The 26,589-nt window shown below is 69.6% G+C and carries 24 protein-coding genes and 3 pseudogenes; 21 read left to right on the top strand and 6 right to left on the bottom strand.

Annotated features, from left to right (window positions below):
- Nucleotides 1–23 precede the first annotated feature (23 nt).
- Nucleotides 24–728: a L,D-transpeptidase family protein gene (locus tag OO70_RS37825; protein ID WP_043681885.1), complete on the bottom strand. Its 705-nt coding sequence runs from the start codon at nt 726–728 to the stop codon at nt 24–26.
- A gap of 132 nt (nt 729–860) precedes the next feature.
- Nucleotides 861–1,360: pseudogene (locus OO70_RS37830) on the bottom strand (hypothetical protein).
- 229 nt (nt 1,361–1,589) lie between these two features.
- Between OO70_RS37830 and argH the strand changes: the two are divergent.
- The 4 genes from argH (at nt 1,590) to OO70_RS37850 (ending at nt 6,293) form a co-directional block, all read left to right on the top strand.
- On the top strand, nt 1,590–3,017 hold the full coding sequence (gene argH, locus OO70_RS37835; RefSeq protein WP_043681888.1) for an argininosuccinate lyase: 1,428 nt from the start codon (nt 1,590–1,592) through the stop codon (nt 3,015–3,017).
- A 149-nt stretch (nt 3,018–3,166) separates the two neighbouring features.
- Nucleotides 3,167–4,138 (top strand): aldo/keto reductase, encoded by a 972-nt coding sequence (locus tag OO70_RS37840; RefSeq protein ID WP_043681891.1) that lies wholly within the window; start codon nt 3,167–3,169, stop codon nt 4,136–4,138.
- Nucleotides 4,139–4,218: 80 nt separating this feature from the next.
- Nucleotides 4,219–4,785 carry a TetR/AcrR family transcriptional regulator gene (locus OO70_RS37845; RefSeq protein ID WP_043681894.1) on the top strand — a complete coding sequence of 189 codons (567 nt, stop codon included), beginning with the start codon at nt 4,219–4,221 and terminating at the stop codon, nt 4,783–4,785.
- Nucleotides 4,782–6,293 carry an MFS transporter gene (locus tag OO70_RS37850; protein ID WP_043681897.1) on the top strand — a complete coding sequence of 504 codons (1,512 nt, stop codon included), beginning with the start codon at nt 4,782–4,784 and terminating at the stop codon, nt 6,291–6,293. The genes OO70_RS37845 and OO70_RS37850 overlap by 4 nt, the downstream gene beginning before the upstream one ends.
- A gap of 55 nt (nt 6,294–6,348) precedes the next feature.
- On the opposite strand, the gene OO70_RS37855 is transcribed toward OO70_RS37850, so the two are convergent.
- Complete coding sequence (locus OO70_RS37855; RefSeq protein ID WP_407702864.1) at nt 6,349–6,978, bottom strand: lysophospholipid acyltransferase family protein; 630 nt, start codon at nt 6,976–6,978, stop codon at nt 6,349–6,351.
- Between the two features lie 362 nt (nt 6,979–7,340).
- On the opposite strand from OO70_RS37855, the gene OO70_RS37860 reads away from it, so the two are divergent.
- The 3 genes from OO70_RS37860 (at nt 7,341) to OO70_RS37870 (ending at nt 9,646) form a co-directional block, all read left to right on the top strand.
- Nucleotides 7,341–8,522, top strand: coding sequence for a glycerophosphodiester phosphodiesterase (locus OO70_RS37860; protein WP_043681903.1), 1,182 nt, complete (start codon nt 7,341–7,343; stop codon nt 8,520–8,522).
- A 73-nt stretch (nt 8,523–8,595) separates the two neighbouring features.
- The gene (locus OO70_RS37865) at nt 8,596–9,102 is read left to right on the top strand and encodes a sigma-70 family RNA polymerase sigma factor (protein ID WP_043681906.1); all 507 of its coding nucleotides are present in this window, start codon (nt 8,596–8,598) and stop codon (nt 9,100–9,102) included.
- A gap of 46 nt (nt 9,103–9,148) precedes the next feature.
- On the top strand, nt 9,149–9,646 hold the full coding sequence (locus tag OO70_RS37870; protein ID WP_043681909.1) for a GNAT family N-acetyltransferase: 498 nt from the start codon (nt 9,149–9,151) through the stop codon (nt 9,644–9,646).
- Here OO70_RS37870 and OO70_RS37875 read toward each other — a convergent pair.
- Both OO70_RS37875 and OO70_RS37880 read right to left on the bottom strand, forming a co-directional pair.
- Nucleotides 9,636–10,085, bottom strand: a complete 450-nt coding sequence (locus tag OO70_RS37875; protein ID WP_043681912.1) for a hypothetical protein — start codon at nt 10,083–10,085, stop codon at nt 9,636–9,638. The genes OO70_RS37870 and OO70_RS37875 overlap by 11 nt on opposite strands.
- Nucleotide 10,086: 1 nt before the next feature.
- The gene (locus OO70_RS37880; protein ID WP_043681915.1) at nt 10,087–10,446 is read right to left on the bottom strand and encodes a hypothetical protein; all 360 of its coding nucleotides are present in this window, start codon (nt 10,444–10,446) and stop codon (nt 10,087–10,089) included.
- 51 nt (nt 10,447–10,497) lie between these two features.
- On the opposite strand from OO70_RS37880, the gene OO70_RS37885 reads away from it, so the two are divergent.
- The 11 genes and pseudogenes from OO70_RS37885 to OO70_RS37935 all read left to right on the top strand — a co-directional run bounded on the left by OO70_RS37885 (nt 10,498) and on the right by OO70_RS37935 (nt 23,412).
- Nucleotides 10,498–11,148 carry an HAD family hydrolase gene (locus OO70_RS37885; RefSeq protein ID WP_043681919.1) on the top strand — a complete coding sequence of 217 codons (651 nt, stop codon included), beginning with the start codon at nt 10,498–10,500 and terminating at the stop codon, nt 11,146–11,148.
- A 325-nt stretch (nt 11,149–11,473) separates the two neighbouring features.
- Nucleotides 11,474–12,508 (top strand): methionine ABC transporter ATP-binding protein, encoded by a 1,035-nt coding sequence (locus OO70_RS37890; protein WP_043681921.1) that lies wholly within the window; start codon nt 11,474–11,476, stop codon nt 12,506–12,508.
- Nucleotides 12,505–13,209, top strand: a complete 705-nt coding sequence (locus tag OO70_RS37895; RefSeq protein WP_019066316.1) for a methionine ABC transporter permease — start codon at nt 12,505–12,507, stop codon at nt 13,207–13,209. The genes OO70_RS37890 and OO70_RS37895 overlap by 4 nt, the downstream gene beginning before the upstream one ends.
- A gap of 78 nt (nt 13,210–13,287) precedes the next feature.
- Nucleotides 13,288–14,124 (top strand): MetQ/NlpA family ABC transporter substrate-binding protein, encoded by an 837-nt coding sequence (locus OO70_RS37900; RefSeq protein ID WP_043681926.1) that lies wholly within the window; start codon nt 13,288–13,290, stop codon nt 14,122–14,124.
- A gap of 68 nt (nt 14,125–14,192) precedes the next feature.
- Nucleotides 14,193–14,336, top strand: a pseudogene (locus OO70_RS54070) (MetQ/NlpA family ABC transporter substrate-binding protein); the annotation flags it as partial.
- Between the two features lie 181 nt (nt 14,337–14,517).
- Nucleotides 14,518–15,156 carry a GNAT family N-acetyltransferase gene (locus OO70_RS37910; protein ID WP_043681929.1) on the top strand — a complete coding sequence of 213 codons (639 nt, stop codon included), beginning with the start codon at nt 14,518–14,520 and terminating at the stop codon, nt 15,154–15,156.
- 115 nt (nt 15,157–15,271) lie between these two features.
- On the top strand, nt 15,272–16,495 hold the full coding sequence (gene cbiE / locus OO70_RS37915) for a precorrin-6y C5,15-methyltransferase (decarboxylating) subunit CbiE (protein ID WP_043681933.1): 1,224 nt from the start codon (nt 15,272–15,274) through the stop codon (nt 16,493–16,495).
- A gap of 384 nt (nt 16,496–16,879) precedes the next feature.
- Complete coding sequence (gene cobT, locus OO70_RS37920; protein WP_043681936.1) at nt 16,880–20,674, top strand: nicotinate-nucleotide--dimethylbenzimidazole phosphoribosyltransferase; 3,795 nt, start codon at nt 16,880–16,882, stop codon at nt 20,672–20,674.
- Nucleotides 20,675–20,892: 218 nt separating this feature from the next.
- On the top strand, nt 20,893–22,125 hold the full coding sequence (gene cobA, locus OO70_RS37925; protein ID WP_043681938.1) for a uroporphyrinogen-III C-methyltransferase: 1,233 nt from the start codon (nt 20,893–20,895) through the stop codon (nt 22,123–22,125).
- Nucleotides 22,126–22,189: 64 nt separating this feature from the next.
- On the top strand, nt 22,190–23,008 hold the full coding sequence (locus tag OO70_RS37930; protein WP_043681941.1) for a TrmH family RNA methyltransferase: 819 nt from the start codon (nt 22,190–22,192) through the stop codon (nt 23,006–23,008).
- Between the two features lie 8 nt (nt 23,009–23,016).
- Nucleotides 23,017–23,412 (top strand): NUDIX domain-containing protein, encoded by a 396-nt coding sequence (locus tag OO70_RS37935; protein ID WP_043681944.1) that lies wholly within the window; start codon nt 23,017–23,019, stop codon nt 23,410–23,412.
- 268 nt (nt 23,413–23,680) lie between these two features.
- On the opposite strand, the gene OO70_RS37940 is transcribed toward OO70_RS37935, so the two are convergent.
- Nucleotides 23,681–25,072, bottom strand: a complete 1,392-nt coding sequence (locus OO70_RS37940; protein ID WP_043681947.1) for a serine/threonine-protein kinase — start codon at nt 25,070–25,072, stop codon at nt 23,681–23,683.
- A gap of 196 nt (nt 25,073–25,268) precedes the next feature.
- On the opposite strand from OO70_RS37940, the gene OO70_RS37945 reads away from it, so the two are divergent.
- From OO70_RS37945 to OO70_RS37955, 3 genes and pseudogenes are all read left to right on the top strand, one after another.
- The gene (locus OO70_RS37945) at nt 25,269–25,544 is read left to right on the top strand and encodes a hypothetical protein (RefSeq protein WP_019066326.1); all 276 of its coding nucleotides are present in this window, start codon (nt 25,269–25,271) and stop codon (nt 25,542–25,544) included.
- A gap of 212 nt (nt 25,545–25,756) precedes the next feature.
- Nucleotides 25,757–25,966, top strand: coding sequence for a hypothetical protein (locus tag OO70_RS37950; protein ID WP_033282229.1), 210 nt, complete (start codon nt 25,757–25,759; stop codon nt 25,964–25,966).
- 287 nt (nt 25,967–26,253) lie between these two features.
- Nucleotides 26,254–26,589 (top strand): annotated as a pseudogene (locus OO70_RS37955) (aminoglycoside phosphotransferase family protein); the annotation flags it as partial.

Below are 26,589 nucleotides of genomic sequence, written 5' to 3' on the forward strand. Positions count from 1 at the left end.
AACTTGAACGGCGCCCGCGCGCATCAGTACCGAGTAATTGCCGTAACCCCACTCACCGTCCCAATCGCAATATGCGGCGCCCGCCCAGGAGCAACCCACAGCAGAATCCTCCGCATCGCATCCACGGACACCGACACACAACCGGCAGTAGCCCCACGCCCGTTGACATGCAAAAAGATCCCGGCCCCCCGCCCCTTCACAGGCTTGGCGTAGTTGTACCCAACGACAATCCCGTACGCGTACTGCGTCGCATACGAGATCAACCGCTCCGACTCGGACGCCCGACAGTCCCCGGCCAGCGGCTCACTCCACCGGTTGTAGACCCGAGACCGAATGTCCTCGCACCACCACGAACTCCCGTGCACCCGCCGGTACTTGACCTTGGTCCCACCCGGCGCGGCCTTGATCCCGAAGGCGAACGGCAGGTCGTACAACCCGGTCGGAGTCGTGTAGGACCCCTGCTTACGAGCCCGCCCCTCGACCAGCCCCTTCGCCCCGAACCGGGCAACCGTAGAACCGACCTTCACCCACGACCCGTTCCGCCGCTCCCACCAACTGAGAGTCCCCGTCGTGGAGTTGGTTCGCGGCGCCTGAGCGAGGATCAGCTGACTCCCACCCCCGGTGTCCGAGAGCGACGAGGGCGCCGGAGGCTCCACCGCACGCGCGGGCACCGCACCGAGCAGGAGAAGAAGGGACGCGGACGCAAGGGCGAGCACACCGGGACGCATGGTTCAGACGGTAGGGCGCAGGCGAGGTGACGGCACCTCAGATGGGCCAAACAGACAAGACACAATCGCCCCGGACATCACCGTGGCCGCCCCGGCCGGCGTTCATCGGGGCGGCCACGGCTGCCTGTCACGTCACTTGGTGAGCGTGCAGGCGGCCAGGGAGTCGAGCCCGGTCGGCTTGGTGCCCTGACGCCCGATGGCGATCGCGATGCGGTCGATCGTCGAGACGCGCTTGTCCTTCAGCGGGCCGAGGATGGCGTTCTGGACGAAGTTGGCGCCGCCCTGTCCGACGGTGTCGACGAGTCGCTTGTTGGCCTCGGCGGTCGCCCCGGTCGAACCGGTCGTACCGGCCGAGTTGAGGGTGCACGCGGCGAGCGCGTCAAGACCCGTCGGCTTGGTGCCCTTGCGCCCGATGGAGATGGCGATCCGGTCGATGGTGGAGACGCGCTTGTCCTTCAGCGGGCCGAGGATGGCGTTCTGGACGAAGTTGGCGCCGCCCTGTCCGACGGTGTCGACGAGTCGCTTGTTGGCCTCGGCGTGCCGGCGATGACAGCACCGGTGAGCGCCACGGCGGCGGCACCGCCGATGAACACGACGCGACGCTTGTTGTACTTGGGGAGAGCCCTGGACATGCGAATGCCTCACTCGGGTCAGGGGTGAACTGAAAGTGACTCGTGGGGGGAAACGCGGCGCCTGCGTTCGGCGAGAGGTACGAGAAAGCGGTTGCCGATGTTCAAGGGCCGCTCAAGATCCCATGAAATTGACGAATCATGCAGTGCTCTGCATAATCATGCATGCGAGACAATGCAGGAACACCACAGAACGACGACCCCCGTCCGCGGCCTTTGAGGAGCAGCGCAAGTGAGCAGCAACAGCGGTGACGTACGGCTCTGGGGCGGTCGTTTCGCCGACGGTCCCGCCGAGGCCCTGGCGAAGCTGTCCGCGTCCGTCCACTTCGACTGGCGGCTCGCGCCCTACGACATCGCCGGTTCCCGCGCCCACGCGCGCGTGCTGTACAAGGCGAACCTCCTCACGGACGACGAGCTGACCCGGATGCTCGCGGGCCTCGACCAGCTCGAAGCGAACGTCGCCGACGGCTCCCTCGTCGGCACGATCGCCGACGAGGACGTCCATACGGCCCTGGAACGCGGCCTGTTGGAGATCCTCGGCCCCGACCTCGGCGGCAAGCTGCGCGCGGGCCGCTCCCGCAACGACCAGGTCGCGACGCTCTTCCGCATGTACCTGCGCGACCACGCCCGGACGATCGGCGGCCTGATCGCCGACCTCCAGGACGCGCTGGTCGGCCTCGCGGAGGCCCACCCGGACGTGGCGATGCCCGGCCGCACCCACCTCCAGCACGCCCAGCCTGTCCTCTTCGCCCACCACGTCCTGGCCCACGTGCAGCCCCTGTCCCGGGACGCGGAACGCCTGCGCCAGTGGGACGAGCGGACGGCGGTCTCGCCGTACGGCTCCGGCGCCCTGGCGGGCTCGTCCCTCGGCCTGGACCCGGAGTCGGTGGCGAAGGACCTCGGCTTCGAGCACGGCTCGGTCGCGAACTCGATCGACGGCACGGCCTCGCGTGACTTCGTCGCGGAGTTCGCCTTCATCACCGCGATGATCGGGGTGAACCTCTCCCGGATCGCCGAGGAGATCATCATCTGGAACACGAAGGAGTTCTCCTTCGTGACCCTGCACGACGCGTTCTCCACGGGCTCGTCGATCATGCCGCAGAAGAAGAACCCGGACATCGCGGAGCTGGCGCGAGGCAAGTCGGGCCGCCTGATCGGCAACCTGACGGGCTTGATGGCGACGCTCAAGGCGCTCCCCCTCGCCTACAACCGCGACCTCCAGGAGGACAAGGAGCCGGTCTTCGACTCCATCGACCAACTCGAGGTCCTGCTCCCGGCGTTCACCGGAATGATGGCCACCCTCACCGTCCACCGCGAGCGCATGGAGGAACTGGCCCCCGCCGGCTTCTCCCTCGCCACCGACATCGCCGAGTGGCTGGTCAAGCAGGGCGTTCCGTTCCGCGTCGCCCACGAGGTCGCCGGCGAGTGCGTCAAGGTCGCCGAGTCCGAGAACAAGGAACTGAACGACCTGACCGACGAACAGTTCGCGAAGATCTCCGCCCACCTCACCCCGGAGGTCCGCACGGTCCTGAACGTGCCGGGCGCCCTGGCATCCCGCAACGGCAGGGGCGGCACGGCCCCGAGCGCAGTGGCGATCCAACTGGCAGAGGTGAAGCGGGATTTGGCGGTACAGCACGCTTGGTCAACGGCGAAGAGCTGAGTGTTTTTAGGGGCGCGGGGAACTGCGCGAGCAACCACGACGCACCCGCACTCGCCAAACAACCGCAACAACCCGAGCTCTGAAGCGAAGGTCATCGCGGGTTACGTTGGTCGGAAGCCACAACGGAGCCGACGTAAACGGAGCCCGCGATGCCCTTCGCCCGACTGGCCAACGCAACAACCCCCACCAGCCACCTCGGACTGGGCCTCGCCGCAGTAGGCCGCCCCGGCTACATCAACCTGGGCCGCGACGAAGACCTCGGAGAGACCCGCACCGTAGAAACCCTCCGCACCCGCACCCACGAACTCCTCGACGCCGCGTACGCGCAAGGCGTCCGCTACTTCGACGCAGCCCGCTCCTACGGCCGCTCGGAGGAGTTCCTGGCCGACTGGCTGACGGAACACCCCGACCTCGACGACATCGTGGTCGGCAGCAAATGGGGCTACACCTACACCGCCGACTGGACCACGGACGCAGAGAAACACGAGGTCAAGGACCACAGCGTCCAGACGTACGAGCGCCAGCGCGCCGAGACCGCGAACCTCCTCGGCGACCGCCTCGACCTCTACCAGATCCACTCGGTGACCCCCGAAAGCCCGGCGCTCACCGACAAGGAACTCCAGGCGAAACTGGCCGAGTTGGCGGCGACGGGCGTGACCATCGGCTTCTCGACGAGCGGCCCCGCCCAGGCGGACGCCATCCGCGCCGCGCTCACCGTGACGGTGGACGGCGAGCCCCTCTTCCGTACCGTCCAGTCGACCTACAACGCCCTGGAGACCTCGGCGGGCCCCGCCCTCGCCGAGGCCCACGACGCCGGACTCACGGTGATCGTCAAGGAGGGCATGGCCAACGGACGCCTCGCGGCGCCATACGCACCGGACGCGCTGAAGGCCGTAGCCGAAGAGACGTCCTTGGGTGCCGACGCGATCGCCCTGGCCCTGATCCTGCGGGAGCCATGGGCAGGCGTGGCCCTCTCCGGCGCGGCCACTGTCGGCCAACTCGCCTCCAACCTGCACGCGGCGGTCGTGGACCTGAGCGATGACCAGCTCGCCCGCCTCGCGACGCTCGCCGAGGACCCGCAGACGTACTGGGCGAAGCGCGGGCAGCTGCCCTGGCACTGAAAGCCCCCGACAGCCGACCGGCATGAGACGGCCATGCCCGCATTGAGACATGAGTGTCTCATGTGGGTTATGGTTGTCTCATGTCTGTCGATCGCGATCACGTGCTCCGCGCTGCCGCAGCCTTGCTGACCCGCAAGTCCACCGCGACCATGGACGAGGTCGCCAAGGCGGCCGGGATCAGTCGGGCCACGTTGCACCGCCAGTTCGCGGGCCGCGACGCCCTCGTACGGGCGCTGGAAGCGCTCGGCATCGCGGAGTGCGAGACGGCGCTGGAGGCGGCACGGCTGGACGAGGGCCTCGCCGAGGACGCCGTACGGCGGCTCGTCCGCGAGGCCGAGCCGGCCTCCGGCCTGCTCGCCTTCCTCTACACCGAGAACCAGCTGTTCGAGGGCGAGGAACAGCACGTGGGCTGGACCCGGATCGACGACCGCATCACCGCCCTGTTCCGGCGCGGTCAGCAGAACGGCGAGTTCCGCATCGACCTCACGCCCGCCTGGCTCACCGAGGCGCTGTTCGGCCTGCTGGCCTCCGGTGTCTGGATGGTCCAGAGCGGCAAGGGCGCCCCCAAGGACTTCACGCGCATGATCGCCGAGCTGCTGCTCGGCGGAGCACTACGAAGAGACGAAACACGGAGAGAGGAATCATGACCAGCACCCTGCAGCCGGCGGCTGTGACCGAGACGGAGAAGCGCCCGGGCCGTTGGCTCGCGCTCTCCGTCCTCGTGCTCGCCGTGCTGCTGGTGGCCGTGGACGCGACCGTCCTGGGCCTCGCAACCCCTTACATCAGCGAGGACTTGAAGCCGTCCGGCACCCAACTCCTCTGGATCGGCGACGTCTACTCCTTCGTCATCGCGGGCCTGCTCGTGTCGATGGGCAGCCTTGGCGACCGCATAGGACGCAAGCGCATCCTGCTCGTCGGCGCCACCGCCTTCGGCGCGATATCGATCCTCAACGCCTATGCCACGACACCGGAGTTGATGATCCTGGCGCGGGCGCTCCTCGGCGTCGCGGGCGCGACCCTGATGCCCGCCACCCTCGCCCTGATCCGCAACCTCTTCCACGACCCGCGCGAACGCAGCCTCGCCGTCGGCATCTGGGGCGCAACCGCCTCCGCCGGTACGGCAGTCGGCCCGGTGGCGGGCGGCTTCCTGCTCGAACACTTCTGGTGGGGCTCGGTCTTCCTCATCAACCTGCCCGTGATGGCGGTCCTCGTCCTCGTCGGCATCAAGACCCTCCCCGAGTCCAAGAACCCCAACCCCGGCCCCTGGGACCTGATCAGCGTGGTCCTGTCCCTCGTCGGTGTGATCGGCGTGGTCTACGCGGTCAAGGAGGCCGCGACCCACGGCTTCGAGTTGCCCTCGCTCGCGGTGGGCGCCCTGGGCGCGGCGGCCCTGTACTGGTTCGTCCGCCGCCAACTCACGCTCCCCGCACCCCTGTTGGACATGCGCCTGTTCCGCAACCGCGGCTTCAGCGCAGCGGTCCTGGCCGACCTGCTGACCATCCTCGGCCTCTCCGGCCTGGTCTTCTTCCTCTCCCAGTACCTGCAACTGGTCCAGGGCAGGGGCCCGTTCGAGGCGGGCCTGGCCGAAATCCCCGCAGCGGTGGGCGCGGTGGCGGCAGGCCTGATCGCGGGAAGAGTGGCCCGCCGCTTCTCGGTCCGCGCGGTGGTCGCCGGAGGCCTGGCGGCGGTGGGCCTGGCACTGGCCGTACTGACAACCCTCAACCAGTCGACCGGCTACCCGCTCCTGGGCGCCGCGCTCCTGGTGGTCGGCATAGGCGCCGGCTTCTCCTTCACGGTGACAGCCGACGTCATCCTCTCCTCCGTACCGAAGGAACAGGCGGGAGCGGCATCGGCGGTCTCGGAAACGGCCTATGAGTTGGGCGCGGCCCTCGGAATCGCCGTACTCGGCTCGATCGTGACGGGCGTGTACAGGGGCTTCGCAGCTCCGGCGGGCACACCGAGCGGGGCACACGAGTCGTTGGGCGGAGCGGTGGAGTCGGCGGCAAGCATGCCGACACAGGCAGCCCAGGAAATGCTGACCTCGGCAAGAGAGGCCTTCGTCAGCGGCCTCAGCGTGGCGTCGGGCGTAGGCGCGGCGGTCCTGCTCGCGACAGCGGCGGCCGCATGGTTCCTCCTGCGAGGGCAACGCCTTTAGGGGCGCGGGGAACTGCGCGACCAGCCACAACGCACCCGCACCCGAAAGCGAACCCCTACGCGGCCTTCGCCTTCGTCGCGTACATATCCACGTACTCCTGCCCAGACAACCGCATGACCTCAGTCATCACAGAGTCGGTCACAGCCCGCAGCACATACCGATCCCGATCCATCCCCTCATACCGAGAGAACTCCATCGCCTCACCGAACCGAACAGTGACCTTCCCCGGCCGGGGGAAACCCGCACCCCCCGGCTGCAACTTGTCCGTCCCGATCATCGCGAACGGAACAACAGGTGCCCCGGTCATCATGGTGAGCCGGGCGATCCCGGTCCGCCCCCGGTACAACCGCCCGTCAGGCGACCGCGTCCCCTCGGGGTAGATCCCGAAGACCTTGCCCTCCTCCAGCACCCGCCGCCCGGTCATCAGCGCGGCAACCCCACCGTTCGCCCCGTCCCGGTCCACCGGGATCATGCCGACGCCGGTGAAGAACCAGGCCATGAGGCGGCCCTTGAAGCCCTTGCCGGTGACGTACTCGTCCTTGCCGATGAAGAACACCTGCCGGTCACAGACCAGTGGAAGGATCATCGAGTCGATGAACGTGAGGTGGTTGCCGGCCAGGATCACCGGGCCGTCACCGGGGATGTGCTCCACGCCCTCCACCCGTGGGCGGAACATCAGGCGCATGATCGGTCCGAGCATTGCCTTGATGAGCGCGAAGCGGGACAACGGGCCCTCCGGTGTCAAGGGGTTCGATATAAATCTGTGCAGGTGAGGACGATACTCGCGGCGCCCGGGGTATTGCACATCGGGTTCACCGAGGTCTTACGCAGTGTTGACGCACGTTTACCTGCGGTGCCGTGCCAGGACCGCCCCGTAACCGGGCCGCCATGTTGTGACACATCTCGCGTTCCTTGCTGATGAGGTGTCAAACCTCGCCTTGCTCACGACATCCAGCGTCACCGCCGTGTTCCGGCCGAGGTCTCCCGTTCGTCATGTACGCGCACCTACGATCGGCGCGCACCGACGGGGCGACGCCAGGAGGTTTCATGGACACGCAGGGAACGCAGGGGCCGAACGAGCGAGCCAACGGAACAGGACGACGGGCGCTCCTCGGCGCGGCCGTGCTCGGTGCGGGAGTGGCCGCACTGGGACCGGCGGGCACGGCGAGAGCCGCCGAGGCCACCTCGGCCCGTCACGGAGGCGGTCTCAAGGACCTGCCCAAGCCGACGATCGTCGGCCACCGGGGCACCAGCGGCTACCGCCCCGAGCACACCTTCGGCTCGTACAACCTGGCACTCGACCTGGGCGCCGACATCGTCGAGGCCGGCGACCTCGTCCCCACCAAGGACGGTCACCTGGTCTGCCGGCACGAGCCGGAGATCGGCGGCACGACGAACGTCGCCGACCACCCCGAGTTCGCGAGCCGCAAGACCACCAAGCTGCTCGACGGTGTCTCCACGACCGGCTGGTTCACCGAGGACTTCACGCTCGCCGAGCTGAAGACCCTGCGCGCGATCGAGCGCATCCCGGCCAACCGCCCGCACAACACGCTCTACAACGGCCGCTGGGAGATCCCCACCTTCGAAGAGGTGCTCAAGTGGCAGGACGAGCAGACCCGTAAGCGCGGCAAGCAGGTCTGGATCTACCCCGAGATGAAGCACCCCACCTACTTCCGCAAGCGCGGATTCGACATGGAGAAGCTCCTCTCCTCGGCCCTGCGCAAGCACGGCAAGGACAAGCGGAACTCGCCGGTCCTCATCCAGTCCTTCGAGCCGACCAGCATCCAGAAGATCAGCAAGCTCGTCCGCAACAACCTGGTCGTGCTGCTGTCCGGCACGGGCACCCGCCCCTTCGACTTCGTCGACCTGGGCGACCCCCGCACGGTCGACGACCTGGTCACCCCGAAGGGCCTCGCCGAGATCGCGTCGTACGCGCAGGGCCTGGGCCCGACGCTCGACCTGATCATCACGAAGAACGCCGACGGCAGCCTGAACAAGGAGACCACCCTCGTCGCCGACGCGCACAAGGCTGGCCTGATCCTGCACCCCTACACCATGCGCAACGAGAACCCCTTCCTGCCGCTGGAGTACCGCAAGGGCACCGCCGTGGACGCCTACGGCGACGCGTTCGGCGCCTTCAAGCGCTACTTCGCCACGGGCATCGACGGTGTCTTCACCGACAACGCCGACACCGGTCTGCTCGCCCGCGCGGACTTCGTCAACGGCTGAGCCCCGCGCCCCGTTGGAGTGACAGACGGCCGCCCCGGCAACCTTCCGCCGGGGCGGCCGCGTCGTGCCGCATATGACACACCAACTCGTCGCCGCCTTGCGCCCACTGCTCGCCGCCGAAGCCTCCGCCGAGGCATATGCCTCCGGAACCGAGCCGGGCGACCTCGAACAGGCCGTCTGGCTCCGCCTCCTGGAACGCCTCGACGCCTCCGGCCCACCGGTGGACCCCCAGCGCTGGCTCCGCCGCGCGGTCCGCTCGGAGGCCCAGCGCACCCGCCGTACGGCGCGCCTCGAGCAGTCCTACGACGATGATCCCGCCGAGGACAGCGACCGCGGCCCCGAGCAGACCGCCCTCACGGCGGCCAGGCACCGCGCGCTCCATGACGCCGTGCGCCGGCTGCCGGGTCGTTGCCCGCGTCTGATCGAGGCCCTGCTGTCGCCCAAGGACCTCACCTACCGCGAGATCGCGGGGGAGTTGGGTATCTCACAGGGCAGTCTCGGCCCGGAACGTTCCAGATGTCTGGGATGTCTTCGGCGATTGCTGACGCCGGAGGTTGCGGCCCGCGAAGCACGGGGATAGGAGTGAGGAACCACATGGCGATCAGGTGAGCGGGAGGCGTGCGCACATGGGCATGAGCGTGACCATCTCGGTGGCGACCGAGCAGGACGCAGAGCAGATCTTCAGGCTGCAGTACCTGTGCTTCCAGAGCGAGGCGGCGCTGTACGGCAACTACCGCATCGATCCGCTCGTCGAGAGTCTCGACTCGGTCCGCGAGGAGGTCGTCTCCGACTGCGTCTTCGTCGCGCGGCTGGGCGAGGAGGTGGTCGGCTCGGTCCGCGGCACGGTGACGGAGGACGGCGCGGCGGCCATCGGCAAACTCTGCGTCCACCCGCGCCTCCAGGGCCACGGCATCGGCGCCCGCCTCCTCCGCGCGGCGGAATCGGCCCTCGCCGGGGAACGCGGCGCCAAGAAGTTCCGCCTCCACACCGGCCATCGCAGCGAGGGCAACCTCCGCCTGTACCGCCGCGTCGGCTACGAGACCGTAGGCACCTCCCAGGGCGACGACGGCGTACCGATGATCGTCCTGGAGAAGCCGGTCGAGGCGTACGTCGCTACGGCGTGACGGTGTCGGTGGTCTCGGCCGTGCGGTTCTTCCGGAGCCAGTAGAGCGCGGACAGCGGCAGCAGCACGGGGATGAAGATGTACCCCGCGCCGTAGTACGACCAGACCGTCGCGTCCGGGAAGGCCGAGCTGTCGATCACGGTCAACGTACCGACGATCAGGACACCCGCGAGTTCGGCGGCGCAGCACGCCTGTGCCGCCCTGCGGGCCCTTTCGCCGCCGCGGATCAGGGAGTACGTGATGAATCCGTACACCACACCCGCCACCGCCGAGAGGGAGTAGGCGAGCGGGGCCCGGTCGAACTCGGTGGCGATCTGATAGACGGAGCGGGACACCGCGCCGACGACCATCACGCCGTAGAACCAGACGAGCAGCATGCCGGGCCCGCTGATGAGCCGCTTCGGCTTCTCTTCCACGGTGTTCTCTTCCACGGTGGTCATCTCAGCTTCCCCAGATGTCGTAGAGCCGCACTTCGAGTACGGCGAGGACCACACCGCCGGCCGCGACCGTGGCCGAACCCCAGCGCGTGCGCTCCGCCAGTGACATGAAACCCGCCGCCGGGACCGCCGCGAACGCGCCCAGCAGATACGCCACGAAGATCGCCGTGCCCTGCTCCGCCTTCTCGCCGCGCGCCAACTGCACGATCCCGACCACCAGTTGGACCGTGGCCAACAGGGTGACCACGGCCATCCCGATGAAGTGCCAGTCCTTCGTCGACTGGTCGCGGTAGGCCGCCCACCCGGTCCAGGCGGCGAGCAGCAGCGCGGCGACACCGGTCGCCAGCGTCAGGGCATCAAGCATGCCGCGACCCTATTACGGGCCAAAAGACCCGGTGACCGTAGGGTCGGGAACATGAAGATCCATGCTGAGGCCCTCCTGTTCGACAACGACGGCACGCTCGTCTCCTCCCTCGAATCCGTGCGCAGATGCTGGACGCGCTGGGCGAAGGAGTTCGGGATCAGCGCCGAGGACTTCGCGCGGGTCGAACTGCACGGACGCACCGCCGTCGAGATAGCCGCCGACCTGCTGCCCGCCGACGTCGTCCCCGAGGCCGTCGCCCGGATCGAGGCGCTGGAGGTGGCAGACGTGGCCAACGGGGGTGCCGTCCTGCTGCCCGGCACCAAGGACTTCCTCGACTCGCTGCCGGCCGACCGCTGGGCGGTCGTCACTTCCGCCACCCGCCGGCTCGCCGAGGCCCGGCTCGCCCACGCGGGCATCCTCCCCAAGACCCTCGTGGTCGCCGAGGACGTCACGCGCGGCAAGCCCGACCCCGAGCCGTACCTCCTCGCGGCTCGCCAACTCGGCATCGACCCGGCCCGCTGTGTCGTCTTCGAGGACGCCCCGGCGGGACTCAGGGCCGGCCGCGCGGCCGGGATGATCACCGTGGCATTGGCCACAACGCATGAGGCCCATGAGCTCGACGCCGACCTTGTTGTGAGCGACCTGTCAGCCCTGTCCGCGCTGGTCAGCGACGGGGGAGTGGAGATCGTCGAGCGCCGCTGACGGGCGTCCGCCGCTGTCCGGCATGCGGACAGCGGCCCTTTGTCAGGACCGTACGTCTGCTTTACTGATTCCATGACCACGACGAGCAGCCGCACCCTTGCGACCGAGGCGACCCTGACGCCCGGTGCTCGTTGTATGTGTCGAATGTGCGCCTTCTAGAGGGCCCCCGCACCACCCCCCGGGCTTAGCGCCCCGAGCCTCGCGCCCCGAAGCGAGCCGTTGCGGCATGTCCGTATTTCCTGCGTGACCGACGCCGCCCCGCGCACATTTCCCATCCGTACGAGGGCACACCCACGCCCGCGTGCTCAACAGTCATGGAACCCCAGTGATCACCACATCGGGCCTGACCAAGGTCTACCGCTCGCGAGGCCGTGAGGTCACCGCTCTCGACGGCGTCGATCTCCACGTCCGCGAAGGCGAGGTGTACGGCGTCATCGGCCAGTCCGGCGCCGGCAAGTCCTCGCTCATCCGCTGCGTCAACCTGCTGGAGAAGCCCACCGCCGGCACGGTCACCGTCGACGGGCAGGACCTCACCGCCCTCGCCGGGCGCGGACCGCGCGCCGGACGGGAACTCCGGCAGGCGCGCAGCCGTATCGGCATGGTCTTCCAGCACTTCAACCTGCTCTCCTCGCGGACCGTCCAGGACAACGTCGAGCTGCCGCTCGAAATCCTCGGGAAGTCGGGGAAGGAACGATCCGTCAAGGCCCTCGAACTCCTCGACCTCGTCGGGCTCGCCGACAAGGCGAAGGCCTACCCGGCGCAGCTCTCCGGCGGTCAGAAGCAGCGCGTCGGCATCGCCCGCGCGCTGGCCGGCGACCCCAAGGTGCTGCTGTCCGACGAGGCCACCAGCGCGCTCGACCCGGAGACCACCCGCTCGATCCTCCAGCTGCTGCGCGACCTGAACCAGCAACTGGGCCTGACCGTCCTGCTCATCACGCACGAGATGGACGTCGTGAAGTCGGTCTGCGACTCCGCCGCGCTCATGCAGAACGGGCGCATCGTCGAGTCCGGGACCGTCACCGAACTGCTCGCCGCCCCCGGGTCCGAGCTGGCCTCCGCGCTGTTCCCGGTCAGCGGCGAGGCCGGTGGCGAGGACCGCACGGTCGTCGACGTCACCTTCCACGGCGAGGCCGCCACCCAGCCCGTCATCTCCCAGCTCTCGCGCACCTACAACATCGACATCTCGATCCTCGGCGCCGCCATCGACACCGTCGGCGGACTCCAGGTCGGCCGCATGCGCATCGAACTGCCCGGCCGCTACGAGGACAACGTGGTGCCGATCGGCTTCCTGCGTGAACAGGGCCTACAGATCGACGTGTTGGGCCAGGAGCCCGTACTGCTGAAGGAAGGTGCCAAGTGAGCTGGTCCGAGATGCAGCCGCTGCTGTCCCAGGCCTGTTGGGACACGCTGTACATGGTCGGCTGGTCCACGGTCATCGCCGTCGTCGGCGGACTCCCGCTCGGCATCCTGCTCGTGCTGACCGACCGCGGCGGACTGCTCCAGAACGTCGCCGCCAACAAGGTCATCGGGCAGATCGTGAACGTGGCCCGCTCGCTGCCGTTCATCATCCTCATGGTCGCGCTGATGAACTTCACCCGGACCATCACCGGCACGACGATCGGCCGCGAGGCCGCCATCGTGCCGCTCGCGATCGGGGCAATTCCCTTCTTCGCGCGCCTTGTTGAGACGGCTGTCCGGGAAGTGGACGGCGGGCTCGTCGAGGCCGTGCAGTCGATGGGCGGCAACACCTGGACGATCGTGCGCAAGGTCCTCGTACCGGAGTCCCTGCCCTCGCTGATCTCCAGCACCACCACCACGATCGTCGCGCTCATCGGCTATTCGGCGATGGCGGGCACGGTCGGCGCGGGCGGGCTCGGAGACATCGCCATCCGCTACGGCTACCAGCGCTTCGAGACCCAGCTGATGTGGATCACCGTGGCGATCCTCGCGGTCGTCATCTCACTCATCCAGTTCGCCGGCGACTACGCGGCTCGGTCCGTGCACCGGCGCGGCGGACGGTCGGGTCCCGCGCCGAGGCTCCGGCTGCTGAAAGCCGCGTAGGCCAACCCCCTCACAGACTCCCCGCACCACCCAACGCGGGGTCGTAGTACGCGACACCCTTCAGGAAAGGCACTTTTCGTGCGTAACACCGCAAAGCTCACCACCGCCGTTCTCGCCGCCGGAGCGCTCACCTTCGCGCTCTCCGCCTGTGGCTCGGACAAGGGTTCCTCCTCGGCCTCCTCCGACTACAGCGGACCGCTGGTCGTCGCCGCGAGCCCCACCCCGCACGCCGAGATCCTCGACTACGTCAAGGACCACCTGGCGAAGAAGGCCGGACTCGACCTGGAGGTCAAGGAGTTCACCGACTACGTCACGCCGAACACGGCGACCGAGGACGGCTCGGTGGGCGCCAACTACTTCCAGAACCAGCCGTACCTGGACGACTTCAACAAGAAGAACGGCACCCACATCGTGCCCGTCGTCACGGTCCACCTGGAGCCGCTCGGCCTCTACTCCCACAAGGTCAAGAGCGCCGACGCCCTGAAGAGCGGCGCGACGATCGCCGTCCCGAACGACAGCGTCAACGAGGCCCGCGCCCTCAAGCTGCTCGCGGCGAACGGGCTGATCACCCTCAAGGCCGGTGTCGGCAACGAGGCGACCCCCGCGGACATCACCAAGAACCCGAAGAACCTCAAGTTCAAGGAGCTGGAGGCGGCCCAGACCCCGCGCTCCCTGGACGACGTCGACGCGGCCGTCATCAACGGCAACTACGCGATCTCCACGGGCCTGAAGCCCGCCAAGGACGCCATCGTCCTGGAGTCCGCGACGAACAACCCCTACGGCAACTTCCTCGCCGTGAAGAAGGGCAACGAGAAGGACCCGCGCGTCAAGAAGCTCGCGAAGCTGCTGGTCTCGCCCGAGGTGAAGAAGTTCATCGAGGACAAGTACGCCGGTTCGGTCATCCCGTCCTTCTGACCGTCCTTGTGAACAGAGTCGGGCTCGGACTCCGGACGTACATCAAGGACAACCTGGCCGAGAAAGCCGACGCGTCCCCCGCGGCCAACCCGAAGCACCTGAAGTTCAAGGAGCTGGACCCGGCCCAACTCCCGCGCTCGCTCGACGACGTGGACGTGGCCGTCATCAACAACAACAACTACGCCCAGGACGCGGGCCTCAGCCCCGCCGAAGTACAAGGGCTCTGTCCTGCCGGTCACTTCGGGCTGACGAGGGCGTATACGGCGTATCACCACGCACGGGGTCCACTCGCTCACCGCGGGTGGACCCCGTGGTGCGGTTCCCTGCTTTCATGCTGCATGCTGGGCAGTTCAGGTAGGCCCTGAACATTTTCCAAAGGTTACGGAGTGGCGCATGACTAGCACCTTCCCCAACATCTCCATCAGCACGGAGCGGTTGGTGCTGCGGCCCCTCGACGAGGACGATGTGCAGGCCCTGGCCGAGATGATGAACGACGAGCAGGTCGCCTCCTGGACCGACGTTCCCCAGCCGTTCACCGAGGCAGGCGCCCGTGAGTGGATCACCAACTACGCGCCCGCCGAACGGACTTCGGGCCGCGGCCTGGACCTCGCCGTCACCGAGTTCCTCACCCAACGGCTGGTCGGCATCGTCCAGTTGACCAAGACCGACTGGCACATCCGGTCCACCGAACTGTCGTACATCATCGCCCCCTGGGCGCGCGGCGAGGGCTACGCCTCCGAGGCGGCGCTCGCCACCGCCCAATGGCTGTTCGGGGACCAGAAGTTGGAGCGCATCGAACTGCGCACCGCCGCCGACAACACGGCCTCCCAACAGGTGGCCCAGAAGATCGGCTGTATCAGCGAGGGCGTCCTGCGGGGCGCGTGCATAGCGCATGTCCACGCCGACGACGGCACCTGGGTCGACGTCCGCACCGACTTCATCGTGTGGAGCCTCCTCCCGGAGGACCTGGAGGGCACGGCCGAACAGCTCGAGGACGCCGACGGTTTCACGTCACTCGCCGACTGGAACTGAATCCGGCGGGTACAGCCCAGGGAGCACCGCCCAGCAGCACCAGGTACCCTCACGGTGCCCGCGTACGGGCCGCTTCCCCCGACGACCTGCGAATTACCCCTGGAGACTGACGACGATGGCCGACCGCGTCACGGTGATCGGCTGGGACGGCTCTCCGCTGACAGCCGCGGCACGCTCCGCCCTCGGCGCCGCCACCCTGGTGGCCGGCGCGCCCCACCATCTCTCGCTCCCCGAGGTACCGGAGCGCGCCGAGCGCATCCGCCTCGGGAGCGTCGCCCTCGCCGCCCGCCGTATCGCCGGGCACCGCGGCACCGCGGTCGTGTTCGCCGACGGTGACCCGGGCTTCTTCGGAGTCGTACGGACCCTGCGCGCACCCGAGTTCGGCCTGGAGGTGGAGGTCGTCCCCGCCGTCTCCTCGGTGGCCGCCGCCTTCGCCCGCGCCGGTATGCCCTGGGACGACGCACAGGTGGTCGTCGCACACAGGCGCACCCTGCGACGCGCGGTGAACGTGTGCCGGGCCCACACAAAAGTCGCCGTCCTCACCTCACCGGGCGCCGGCCCCGCCGAACTCGGCCTGTTGCTGGGGAGCGTCCAGCGCACCTTCGTCATCTGCGAGGAACTGGGCACCGAGCACGAGCAGGTCACCGTCCTGACCTCCGACAAGGCCGCCGACCGCACCTGGCGCGACCCCAACGTCGTCATCGTCATGGGCGGCCCGGTCGGCCCGACCCTCACGGCAGGACCGGGCGAGGGCTGGATCGCCGGCCGCGACCCGGCCGCCGTAGCCCGCGGCTGGACCCTGCCCGCCGAGGCCTACGGCGGCGAGCTCGGCGAGGGCGAGACGGATCTGCTCCGGGCCGCCCAACTCGCCCGTCTCGGCCCGCGCGTCGGCGACCTCGTGTGGGACATCGGCTGCGGCAGCGGCGCCTTCGCCATCGAGGCGGCCCGCGCCGGAGCGGCCGTCATCGCCGTCGACCGCGACACCCAGGCCTGCACCCGCACCGACTCCGCGGCACGCAGCTTCGGCGTGCACCTTCAGATCGTCCAGGGCGACGCCCCGTACATCCTGGAGAACCTCCCCGAACCTGACGTAGTACGCGTCGGCGGCGGGGGAGTGGCCGTCGTCTCCGCGGTCGCCGACCGGCGCCCGCAGCGCATCGTGGCGCACGCCTCCACCCGCGACGAGGCCGAACTCGTCGGCCGCGACCTGACGGAGCACGGCTACCACGTCGAGTGCGCCCTCCTCCAGTCCGTCGAACTCGACACCAGGGCCTGGACGGAGACCGAACGGAGCGTCGCGTTCCTGCTCAGCGGCCTCCTTCCGGAGCGCGTTTCCTGACCCCTCGAACCGTCCCCGTGATCCTGTTGTCGTACTGCGCGCGGTAGGCTGGCGGACTGTTGTACCGCATCGGGTGACCCGGCACTTCGTTCGTCAATGTCCGGAAAACCCGCCCGTTTTGGGGTGAGTGTGGTACGGCGGAACCGGAGGACGCGCAACGTGGCGCAGTCCACAGCGGGCCGTCGCGGATCAAGCTGTCGCGACGGCGCAACGGCCGCGACAATGCCAGTCAATGGTTTTGTCGTCTAAATGGCTTTGTCGCTTTTTGGCGTCGGGTCGTTCGTGCCGCTGGACAGGCACGCTCGTTCTCCACTGCGGGGCGGTCGGTGCGCCGTTCCCGGTGGGCGGGTCGTAGAAGCACTAACCGATGGGCGAGGGGTACGCATGACCGACACCGGCCAGGTCCCGGCCGAGGGGCTGCCGGAGAACGCAGGCATGGTGGAACAGCCGGGCGTTCCCGCGCACGGCGCGTACACCTACCTCTCCGAGACCACCGCCGAGGACGAGGACCTGTTGCTGCTGCCGGGCGCCCAGGGCGCCTGGGGCAACGAGGTCCCGCCTCCCGCTCCCGAGCCCGTCGTCGAGACCGTCCACGAGCCCGGCCCGCACGAGACGGCCGGCCGCGACAGCGGCTCCGTCGACCTCGGCGGCGTCCGACTCCCCGAACCGCCGCCCGCGCCGGTCACCCCGCGCCGCCCGCTGCACCTCGGCCCGCCCCTCCCCGACACCTCCGCGAGCCCGGTCCGCTCCCTCGCCGACCGCGGCCCCGCGGGCGCACCGGTACGACAGCCGGGCCCGCCGGCGACCGGCACCGAGTACCTCGACGCCCCCCAACTCCGCGACCTGCCCCCGCAGGGCGCGTCCCCCTGGGGCGCCCAGGCTCCGGTGGGCGTGGCGGCACAGACCGCGGAAACGGTTGCTCCGCTTCCCGAACCGGCACCCGAGTCCGCCGGCGCGGCCCAGGCCACGGAGCCGGCGGGCGGAAGCGTCGCTACGGCGGCTCCGGACGCCGGGGTCGTCACACCCGAGCCGGTTCCGGTTCCGGTTCCGGTCCCGGCCGTGGTCCCGGACATGGGCATGGCACAGGCGCCCGATGCCGGACAGGCGTGGCAGGGGCACGGGCAGTCGTTCATGGGGGAGCCCGCGACGGCTTTCGCCCACGTGAGCACGGAGAGTTCCGGGCACGCCGGAGTTCCCGAGACCGGGCAACTGGCGGCGCAGGCCGAGGTTTCGGCTGCCGGGCAGGGCTCCGCTGCGGCGTTCGCGCCGGGCGGCGACGGACACGGTGTCGACGCCGGGTACGCGCCGGAGGACGGCGGTGCTGCTGAGGCTGCGGGTGCTTCGGCTGCCGTGCCGGTGTCCGAGGACGCGTTCGCTGCGGGGACAGGTTCGACCGGTTCTGGTCCCGTGGACGCGTTCGCTGTGGATGGCGTGCAGGTCCAGGACGCTGCTGTGGTCTCGGATGTTGCTCAGGCGCCGGCGAGTGTTGACGATTCGGCTGCCGAGCCGGCTTCTGAGGAGGCGTTCGCTTCCGAGGTCGAACCGCGGCCGGAGACCGAAGAGGTCTACGACGCCGGGTTCGCTGCCGGGAACGAGCACGGTGCTGAGACCGGTACGGTTCATGACGCCGGGCAGGCCCCCGAAGACGTAGTCACTCCGGAACCGGAACCGGCCCCGACGCAGGACGTCGCGTTCGCTCCCGAGGTTACGGAAGCCTACGAGACGGTGACCGAGGCCGAGACGGAGGTCGCCCCGGTCGACGCAACTGGCGTCATTGCTCAGGAGGCCGAGCCAACTCCGGCCGCCCCGGCGGTAGTTGAGGCTCCGCTCACGCCCGAGGCCGCCTCCCCGACGCCTCAAACCGCTCCGGAACCGGAGCCGGTACACGCCGAGATCGCGGCCGCCCCCGTCGAGGACGTCACCTACCCGACGCAATTCGCCGAAGCGGAAGCCGAAGCTGTAGCCGCACCGGTACTGGAAGCCGAACCCGTCCCGGCCCCCCAGCCCGTCGTACTCGAAGACACCGCTGGAACGGGACCCGCAGAGCCTCTCCTCCCGACCGCCCCCCAGGCGCAGTCGGTAGCCCTGGAGGACACCCCCCTCGCTCAACCCCCCACCCCCGACGCCCAGTTCCCCGAACCGCCGCAGGCGCTCCCACTCCCGCCGGAGCCCCAGCCGGACGATTCGCTCGGCCGTTTCGTCGCGGTGGAAGGCTCGGTGCCCACCACCCCGCACCTCGCGCCGACCCCGCCGCACCCCCTCACGCTCCCCGCGGAGGAGCTGCCGGGTGCCGACGTCGGCGAGGAGCTCTTCGCCACGGTCCCCGCCCCTCGTGAGGCCGACGCGGACCCCGAACTCGTACAGCACGCGGACGACCTGGACACCCGGGCCGCCGATCAGGAAGAAGAGAGCACGGCCGCAGTGGAAGACGTACGAGAGTCCACCGGCCCCGCCGCACCCCCCTACGACGACGCCGAGCGCGAGGCCGTGCTGAAGGTGATGCGCGAGCGCCGGGACATCCGCAACGGCTTCCGCAGCGACCCGATCCCGCACGACGTACTGCTGCGGGTCCTGGAAGCCGCCCACACGGCTCCGTCCGTCGGGCACTCCCAGCCGTGGGACTTCGTGGTCATCCGTTCCGCCGACACCCGCCGGAACATGCACGAACTGGCCCAGAGCCAGCGCGAGGCGTACGCGAAGTCGCTGCCCAAGGGCCGGGCGAAGCAGTTCAAGGAACTGAAGATCGAGGCGATCCTCGACACCCCGGTGAACATCGTCGTCACCGCCGACCCGACCCGCGGCGGCCGGCACACCCTCGGCCGGCACACGCAGCCGCAGATGGCGCCGTACTCCGCCGCCCTCGCCGTCGAGAACCTCTGGCTCGCCGCCCGCGCCGAGGGCCTCGGCGTCGGCTGGGTCAGTTTCTTCGACGAGCGCGAGATGGTCCGCGCGCTGGGCCTGCCGGAGCACCTGGAGGTCATCGCGTACCTCTGTGTCGGCTACGTCGACGAGTTCCCGGACGAGCCCGAACTGATGCAGGCGGGCTGGTCCAAGCGCCGCCCGCTGTCGTGGGTCGTGCACGAGGAGACGTACGGCCGTCGCGCGCTGCCCGGCGAGGACCCGCACGATCTGCTCGCCGAGACCGTCGCCGGTATCCGCCCGCTGGACGCGAAGGCGCTCGGCGAGGCGTGGGAACGGCAGAAGCGGATGACGAAGCCGCCGGGCTCGCTCGGCATGCTGGAGATCATCTCCGCGCAGCTGTCCGGGCTGTCCCGGCAGTGCCCGCCGCCGATCCCGGAGCCCGCGGCCGTCGCGATCTTCGCGGGCGACCACGGCGTGCACGCGCAAGGGGTCACCCCGTGGCCGCAGGAGGTCACGGCCCAGATGGTGGCCAACTTCCTTGGCGGCGGCGCCGTTTGCAACGCCTTCGCGAGCCAGGTGGGCGCCGAGGTGTGCGTCGTGGACGTCGGCGTGGCGTCCGAACTCCCGGCCACGCCGGGCCTGTTGCCCCGCAAGATCCGCGCCGGTACGTCCGACATGACGACCGGCCCGGCGATGACCCGCGAGGAGGCCAAGCAGGCCATCGAGGTGGGCATCGAGACGGCCCGCGACCTGGTGGCGGCCGGCAACAAGGCTTTGCTCACAGGTGAGATGGGCATCGCGAACACGACGGCGTCCGCCGCCCTGATCTCGGTCTTCACGGACACCGACCCCGCCGAGGTGACGGGCCGCGGAACCGGCATCAACGACGAGACCCTGGCCCGCAAGACGGAGGTCGTGCGCCGCGCGATCGAACTCCACCAGCCGGACCCGGCCGACCCCATCGGCGTACTCGCCGCAGTCGGCGGCTTCGAGCACGCGGCCATGGTCGGCCTGCTGCTCGGCGGCGCGTCCTTGCGCACGCCGGTGATCCTGGACGGCGTCAGCGCGGGCGCCGCGGCCCTCGTGGCCCGCGCGATCGCCCCCGAGGTCCTCGCGGCCTGCATCGCGGGCCACCGCAGCGCCGAACCGGGCCACGTGGCAGCCCTGAACAAGCTCGGCCTGCGCCCCCTGGTCGACCTCGACCTCCGCCTCGGCGAGGGCACAGGCGCACTGCTCGCCCTCCCGCTCGTCCAGAGCACGGCACGAGCGATGCACGAGGTGGCGACGTTCGACTCGGCGGGGGTAACTGAGAAGTAGGCGCGAGGGTGTTCCGGTACTGCGATTCCGGGCGCCTTCTCCGTGCCCGCGTGGTCCGTGGGCAGGCGTTCCGCAGGGCGGAACGGGTGGGCACGGACCACGGACCCGCAGTCGGCGACGGTGCTCAGCCACTGGACCGTCTGAGCCGCCATACCCCGCTGCCCTTAAAATCTGCACGTCAGGGCCACCGCACGCCGTAAAAGAGGAGCCGCACCCTCATGGCCGAAAACCCCGCCTACCCCGTAGGCCTCCGCCTCACCGGCCGCAGGGTCGTCGTCCTCGGCGGTGGCCAGGTCGCCCAGCGCCGCCTCCCGGCGCTGATCGCAGCGGGCGCGGACATCACCCTCGTGTCCCCCGAGGCGACCCCCTCCGTGGAGGCGATGGCGGACGCGGGCGAGATCAGCTGGGAGCGACGCCCGTACGCGGACGGCGACGTCGCGAACGCCTGGTACGCCCTCATCGCCACCACCGACCCCGAGGCCAACACCGCGGCCTCCGCCGAGGCGGAAACGCACCGCGTCTGGTGCGTCCGTGCGGACGACGCCGACCAGGCCACCGCCTGGACTCCGGCGACGGGCCACAGCGAGGGCGTCACCATCGCCGTACTCACGACGGACGCGCGCGGTCGCGACCCCCGCCACACCGCCGCCATCCGCGACGCGGTCGTCGCGGGCCTGCGCGACGGCACCCTCGTCGCTCCGCACCACCGCACCCGCACCCCGGGCGTCGCCCTCGTCGGCGGCGGCCCCGGCGACCCGGACCTCATCACGGTCCGAGGCCGCCGCCTCCTCGCCGAGGCCGACGTCGTCATCGCCGACCGCCTCGGCCCCCGCGACCTCCTCGCCGAACTCCCCCCGCACGTCGAGGTCATCGACGCGGCGAAGATCCCCTATGGCCGCTACATGGCCCAGGAGGCCATCAACAACGCCCTGATCGAACACGCCAAGCAGGGCAAGTCGGTGGTCCGCCTCAAGGGCGGCGACCCGTTCGTCTACGGCCGTGGCATGGAGGAGGTCCAGGCGCTCGCCGAGGCGGGCATCCCGTGCACGGTCGTGCCCGGCATCTCCAGTTCGATCTCGGTACCGGGCGCGGCAGGCATCCCGGTCACCCACCGAGGTGTCGCACACGAGTTCACGGTGGTCAGCGGCCATGTAGCCCCTGATGACGAGCGTTCGCTGGTCGACTGGCAGTCCCTCGCGAAGCTCACCGGCACGCTGGTGGTCCTGATGGGCGTGGACAAGATCGGAAAGATCGCCGAAACCCTGATCGCGCACGGAAAACCGGCGGACACACCGGTCGCCCTGATCCAGGAGGGCACAACAGCCGCCCAGCGTCGCGTGGACGCAACGCTCGCGACGGTCGGCGAGACGGTACGCACCGAGGACGTGAAGCCGCCGGCGGTGATCGTCATCGGGGCGGTCGTGACCGTAGGCCCGAAGGCGCCTGCGTAACCCCGGGTAACACAACCCGTTCCCAGCCGTTGGCACCACACCCAGGACAAGGCAGTATCACCCTGTGGCCGATCTCATCACCGTTGAGGATCCCGACGACCCGCGCCTGCGTGATTACACGGGCCTGACCGACGTAGAGCTGCGCCGCAAGCGCGAACCGGCCGAGGGCCTGTTCATCGCCGAGGGCGAGAAGGTCATCAGACGGGCCAAGGACGCGGGCTACGAGATGCGATCCATGCTGCTGTCCGCGAAGTGGGTCGACGTCATGCGGGACGTCATCGACGAACTCCCGGCCCCGGTCTACGCGGTGAGCCCGGAACTGGCCGAACGCGTGACGGGCTACCACGTCCACCGGGGCGCGCTGGCCTCCATGCAGCGCAAACCCCTCCCCACGGCCGACGAACTCCTCCAGACCACCCGCCGGGTCGTCGTCATGGAATCGGTCAACGACCACACCAACATCGGCGCGATCTTCCGCTCGGCGGCGGCACTGGGCATGGACGCGGTCCTGTTGTCCCCCGACTGCGCGGACCCCCTCTACCGCCGCAGCGTGAAGGTCTCGATGGGCGCGGTTTTCTCCGTCCCCTACGCCCGCCTCGACAGCTGGCCCAAGGGCCTGGAGTCGGTCCGAGAGGCAGGCTTCATGCTCCTGGCCCTGACCCCCGACGAGAAGGCGAAGAGCCTCGACGAGGCGGCCCCGCACCGCATGGACAGGGTGGCCCTGATGCTGGGAGCAGAGGGCGACGGCCTCTCGACCCAAGCCCTGGTGGCGGCCGACGAATGGGTCCGCATCCCCATGGCCCACGGCGTCGACTCCCTCAACGTCGGCGCTGCGGCTGCCGTAGCCTTCTACGCGGTGGCCACCGGCCGCCCCGACCTTTAGGAGCCCGCTTGGCCCCGCGCGAGGCGATCGTCGCAGTCCTCCGTCGAGCGGACCGAGTCCTGGTCATCCGCCGAGGCCCGGACTCCGCCCGCTCCGGCTACTGGGCCCCACTCAGCGGCAAACTCGAACCAGGCGAAACACAGGAAGAAGCCCTGGTCAGAGAGGTCCACGAGGAGGTGGGCCTCACCGTCTCCCCCCTCTCCAAGGTCTGGCAGTCCGAGACCGACGACGGCACCTTCCGCCTCCACTGGTGGACCGCCACCGAAACAGGCAACGGCACGATCGTCCCCGACCCGGCCGAGGTCTCCGAGGTCCGCTGGGTCACCCCGTCCGAGTTCCTGACCCTGACACCACTCTTCGACGCGGACCGAGAGTTCTTCACGAACATCCTGCCGGACTTGTAAGCGCGGCTAAGAGGCCTTCCAACGCAGGCAGGCGTCATCCAGCCCGTCCGTGGCCTTTCCAACGCAGGCCGGCAAAATCCAGCCCGTCCGTCGCCTTTCCAACGCAGGCCAGCACTACTCAGCCCGTCCGGCGTTTGAGGACGAGGCCCCTTCAGGGCCGATGGGGGTCTGGGGGCGCAGCCCCCAGGGCGGGGCGGAAGGGGCAGCAGCCCCTGGGGATGGGACGGGTAGGGGCGGCGGGGGCGAAGAAACAACCCCACCAGCACCACTACCCGGCGAAACCACCCACAGCCCCGTACCCCCCACCCGAAACCCGCCCATCCGCCCCCACGACGCTCCCGTACCCCTGCCGCACAACAACATCCCCATCCCCCGTGCGACCGAGCCCGTGCGCCGGCCCAGAGCACCCCTGAGCCACCGCGATCCCCAGCGCGACCAACAGCGTCACCACAACGAACACGAACAACCGTTGCCGCAACAGCCGCGGATTGGCGGGCCGCCGCGCGGTTCCAGTCGTCCGCGGCCCAGGGCGACCGGTGCCACTACGAGGCGCGGGACGACTCCCGCTGCCGGAGCGAGTGGTGTTGCGCCCAGACGGAGTCGGCCGCGCCTGACTCGGCCGAGACGGCACCCCGCCGCCACTCCCGCGAGAGGGACTGCCACCACCCCGCGACGGCGGCGCCGCACCACGCGGCGCCGGTGCGCCCTGCGGACCCTGCGGACGCCGCCCACTCTGAGTGCGCTGCTGCTCCGGGTAACTGTCGGTGAGCCGCCCGGTAGGCCGGTCCGCCTCACCGGCGCGCGGCGAGGGCGGCCGTACGTCGGACACGCCCTGGGCCTCACGCGCGGCGATCTCCTTGAGCCGCAGGGACAGTTGGAGGGTGCTGGGCCGCTCCTCGGGGTCCTTCGCCAGACACGCTCGCACCAGCGGAGCAAGCGCGTCCGGCACCCCGTGCAGCTGCGCCTCCTCGTGCACCACGCGGTACAGCATCACCTCTGAACTACCGTGCCCGAAGGGCGAGTCGGAGGTAGAGGCATACGCGAGCGTGGCCCCGAGCGAGAAGACATCCGTGGCCGGCGTGACCGCCGCCCCCCGCACCTGCTCAGGCGCGAGGAACCCGGGCGAACCGACCGCCGTGCCGACATGCGTGAGCGTCGACGCCCCGGTCGCCCAGGCGATACCGAAGTCGATGATCCGCGGACCCTTGGGGGACAGCAGAATGTTGGACGGCTTGAGATCCCGGTGGACGACCCCGGCTTCATGCACCGCGACGAGCCCCTCCGACAGCGCGGCCCCGATCGCGGCGACCTCGGCCGCCCCCAGGGCACCCTCGTCGGCGACCTTGTCGTGCAGGGAGGGCCCGGGCACGTACTGCGTGGCGAACCACGGCCGATCGGCCTCGAGATCCGCAGCGACCAGCCGGGCCGTGCACCCACCTCGAATACGCCGGGCAGCCGAGACCTCGCGCGCGAACCGCGAACGGAACTCCTGGTCCTCCGCCAGATCCGGCCGGATGACCTTCAGCGCGACCCGCTGACCCTTGCGGTCGGAGCCCAGATAGACGACGCCCATTCCACCCGCGCCGAGCCGTCTGTGAAGCCTGAACGAGCCGACGACGCGCGGGTCCTCGCGCCTCAGGCGCATCATCGCCATGTTCATCCCCGCTGCCCGGTCCGTGTGACGAGCGACAGCTTACGTTTCCGCGGGCGCCCGCGCGCAAAGGCCGCGCCCTCTCGGACCGACGGATTGTCAGTGCCGGGTGGGAAACTTGAAGAGTGGTCAGAGGCCGTGCGAACAGCAGGACTTCGCACCACCCCCGACCCCAACCAACCATCACAGAAGGGGGATTGAGCGCGTGAAGGGTGATCGCGTCGAGATAGTGGTGGACGCCGGCGACACAACACGTACATATGAGGTGGTGGCGAGCAGGGCGGGCCGCAGGGTGGAGACGGCGGTACGACGAGGTGTCGTGGAAGTGAGCGAAGTCACCCGCAACGGCTCCGTCGTCCGCACCGCCCGCTTCATGGCGACCCGGGTCCTCGCCCTGGTCGAGCAGCCGGTCCCGCGTGAGGACAGCTCAGAGAAAGCGGGGCACACCGGACGCCCTCTCCGGGAAGACCCCGAGACCTAGGACCTCGTCTCCACCCAGGGGAGTACTTCGCAGGTCATTGCTCATCCTCCGGGAGGCCCGCCAATCGGTACGAGGGCATGACGACCCGCACCCGCCGCACGCCTAGATTTGAGGTCAAGCGGCGGGTGCAGCACTCGTCCCCCGAGGTCAGACACCCGCCGCTGCCAACGACAACTGAGTTCGGTCAACGGAGCACGGTCAGGAGAGGGACCATGGCCCATACGGCACCGCGGGCATTGATCCGCACAGAGGGACGCAAGGCGTACAACGCGGCGTTCCGCACCCGCCGCACGGGCCGTCGCCACCCACTGGTGGCGACCTTGATGGCACTTCCCCTGGCGGTCCTGCTCCTAGTCGTCTTCGACGGCTGGGAGACCGTGGCCACACAGGCGTCGTCCGTGGGAGTGATGCTGGGGCGCTGAGCGGCGACCCCAGGCCCGGAAGAGCGGTCCGGGCGGGGACATCCACCCATGAAACCCCGTGGGGACGGGGGTGCGGCGGACGGCAAAAAAAGCCGGCGCAGCTGGGGAGCTGCGCCGGCTTTGCTTTGCCCCGAGGCTTTTTCAAACAGGCCGATCCATGAAGCGCCCCAGGATGGAGCGCCCCGTAGGGGCGCGGGGAACTGCGCGACAAGCCCCCACCGGCCCGCGGCAAACCACATACCCAGCCGTACGCTCCCATCGAAAGCCGTACGACCCAGGGGGACCCGGTGACCACCCACCAACTGCTGCCCGACCTGACAGCCCGAGCCATAAAAGCAGCGCACACCCAAACCCCCGCCTGCCCCTGCGGAGCAACCCGTACCCTCACCGACCGCCCCGACGGCACAGTCGTCCGCCACGCAGACACCGTCGCCAAGGCCCACGCCCCGAACACAAACCCCACCGACCTCACCGCCCGCCTCACCACAGCCGCACAGCTCCCCGGCATCCTCCTGCCCCCGCTCGCCCCCACCCCCCTCACCCTGTACGACCGCCTCGTGACCTTCTGGCCCTACGGCACCCCCGTAGACCCGGATGATCCGGACGCGGCCCCCTGGGAAGCC

The sequence above is a fragment of the Streptomyces xylophagus genome, assembly GCF_000716435.1.
Taxonomy (GTDB): domain Bacteria; phylum Actinomycetota; class Actinomycetes; order Streptomycetales; family Streptomycetaceae; genus Streptomyces; species Streptomyces xylophagus.

Coding starts and splice junctions, on each gene's coding strand:
- OO70_RS37825 (WP_043681885.1), bottom strand. CDS start 728: ATGCGTCCCGGTGTGCTCGCCCTTGCGTCCGCGTCCCTTCTTCTCCTG.
- OO70_RS37840 (WP_043681891.1), top strand. CDS start 3,167: ATGCCCTTCGCCCGACTGGCCAACGCAACAACCCCCACCAGCCACCTC.
- OO70_RS37845 (WP_043681894.1), top strand. CDS start 4,219: ATGTCTGTCGATCGCGATCACGTGCTCCGCGCTGCCGCAGCCTTGCTG.
- OO70_RS37850 (WP_043681897.1), top strand. CDS start 4,782: ATGACCAGCACCCTGCAGCCGGCGGCTGTGACCGAGACGGAGAAGCGC.
- OO70_RS37855 (WP_407702864.1), bottom strand. CDS start 6,978: ATGCGCCTGATGTTCCGCCCACGGGTGGAGGGCGTGGAGCACATCCCC.
- OO70_RS37860 (WP_043681903.1), top strand. CDS start 7,341: ATGGACACGCAGGGAACGCAGGGGCCGAACGAGCGAGCCAACGGAACA.
- OO70_RS37865 (WP_043681906.1), top strand. CDS start 8,596: ATGACACACCAACTCGTCGCCGCCTTGCGCCCACTGCTCGCCGCCGAA.
- OO70_RS37870 (WP_043681909.1), top strand. CDS start 9,149: ATGGGCATGAGCGTGACCATCTCGGTGGCGACCGAGCAGGACGCAGAG.
- OO70_RS37875 (WP_043681912.1), bottom strand. CDS start 10,085: ATGACCACCGTGGAAGAGAACACCGTGGAAGAGAAGCCGAAGCGGCTC.
- OO70_RS37880 (WP_043681915.1), bottom strand. CDS start 10,446: ATGCTTGATGCCCTGACGCTGGCGACCGGTGTCGCCGCGCTGCTGCTC.
- OO70_RS37885 (WP_043681919.1), top strand. CDS start 10,498: ATGAAGATCCATGCTGAGGCCCTCCTGTTCGACAACGACGGCACGCTC.
- OO70_RS37910 (WP_043681929.1), top strand. CDS start 14,518: ATGACTAGCACCTTCCCCAACATCTCCATCAGCACGGAGCGGTTGGTG.
- cbiE (WP_043681933.1), top strand. CDS start 15,272: ATGGCCGACCGCGTCACGGTGATCGGCTGGGACGGCTCTCCGCTGACA.
- cobT (WP_043681936.1), top strand. CDS start 16,880: ATGACCGACACCGGCCAGGTCCCGGCCGAGGGGCTGCCGGAGAACGCA.
- cobA (WP_043681938.1), top strand. CDS start 20,893: ATGGCCGAAAACCCCGCCTACCCCGTAGGCCTCCGCCTCACCGGCCGC.
- OO70_RS37940 (WP_043681947.1), bottom strand. CDS start 25,072: ATGAACATGGCGATGATGCGCCTGAGGCGCGAGGACCCGCGCGTCGTC.
- OO70_RS37950 (WP_033282229.1), top strand. CDS start 25,757: ATGGCCCATACGGCACCGCGGGCATTGATCCGCACAGAGGGACGCAAG.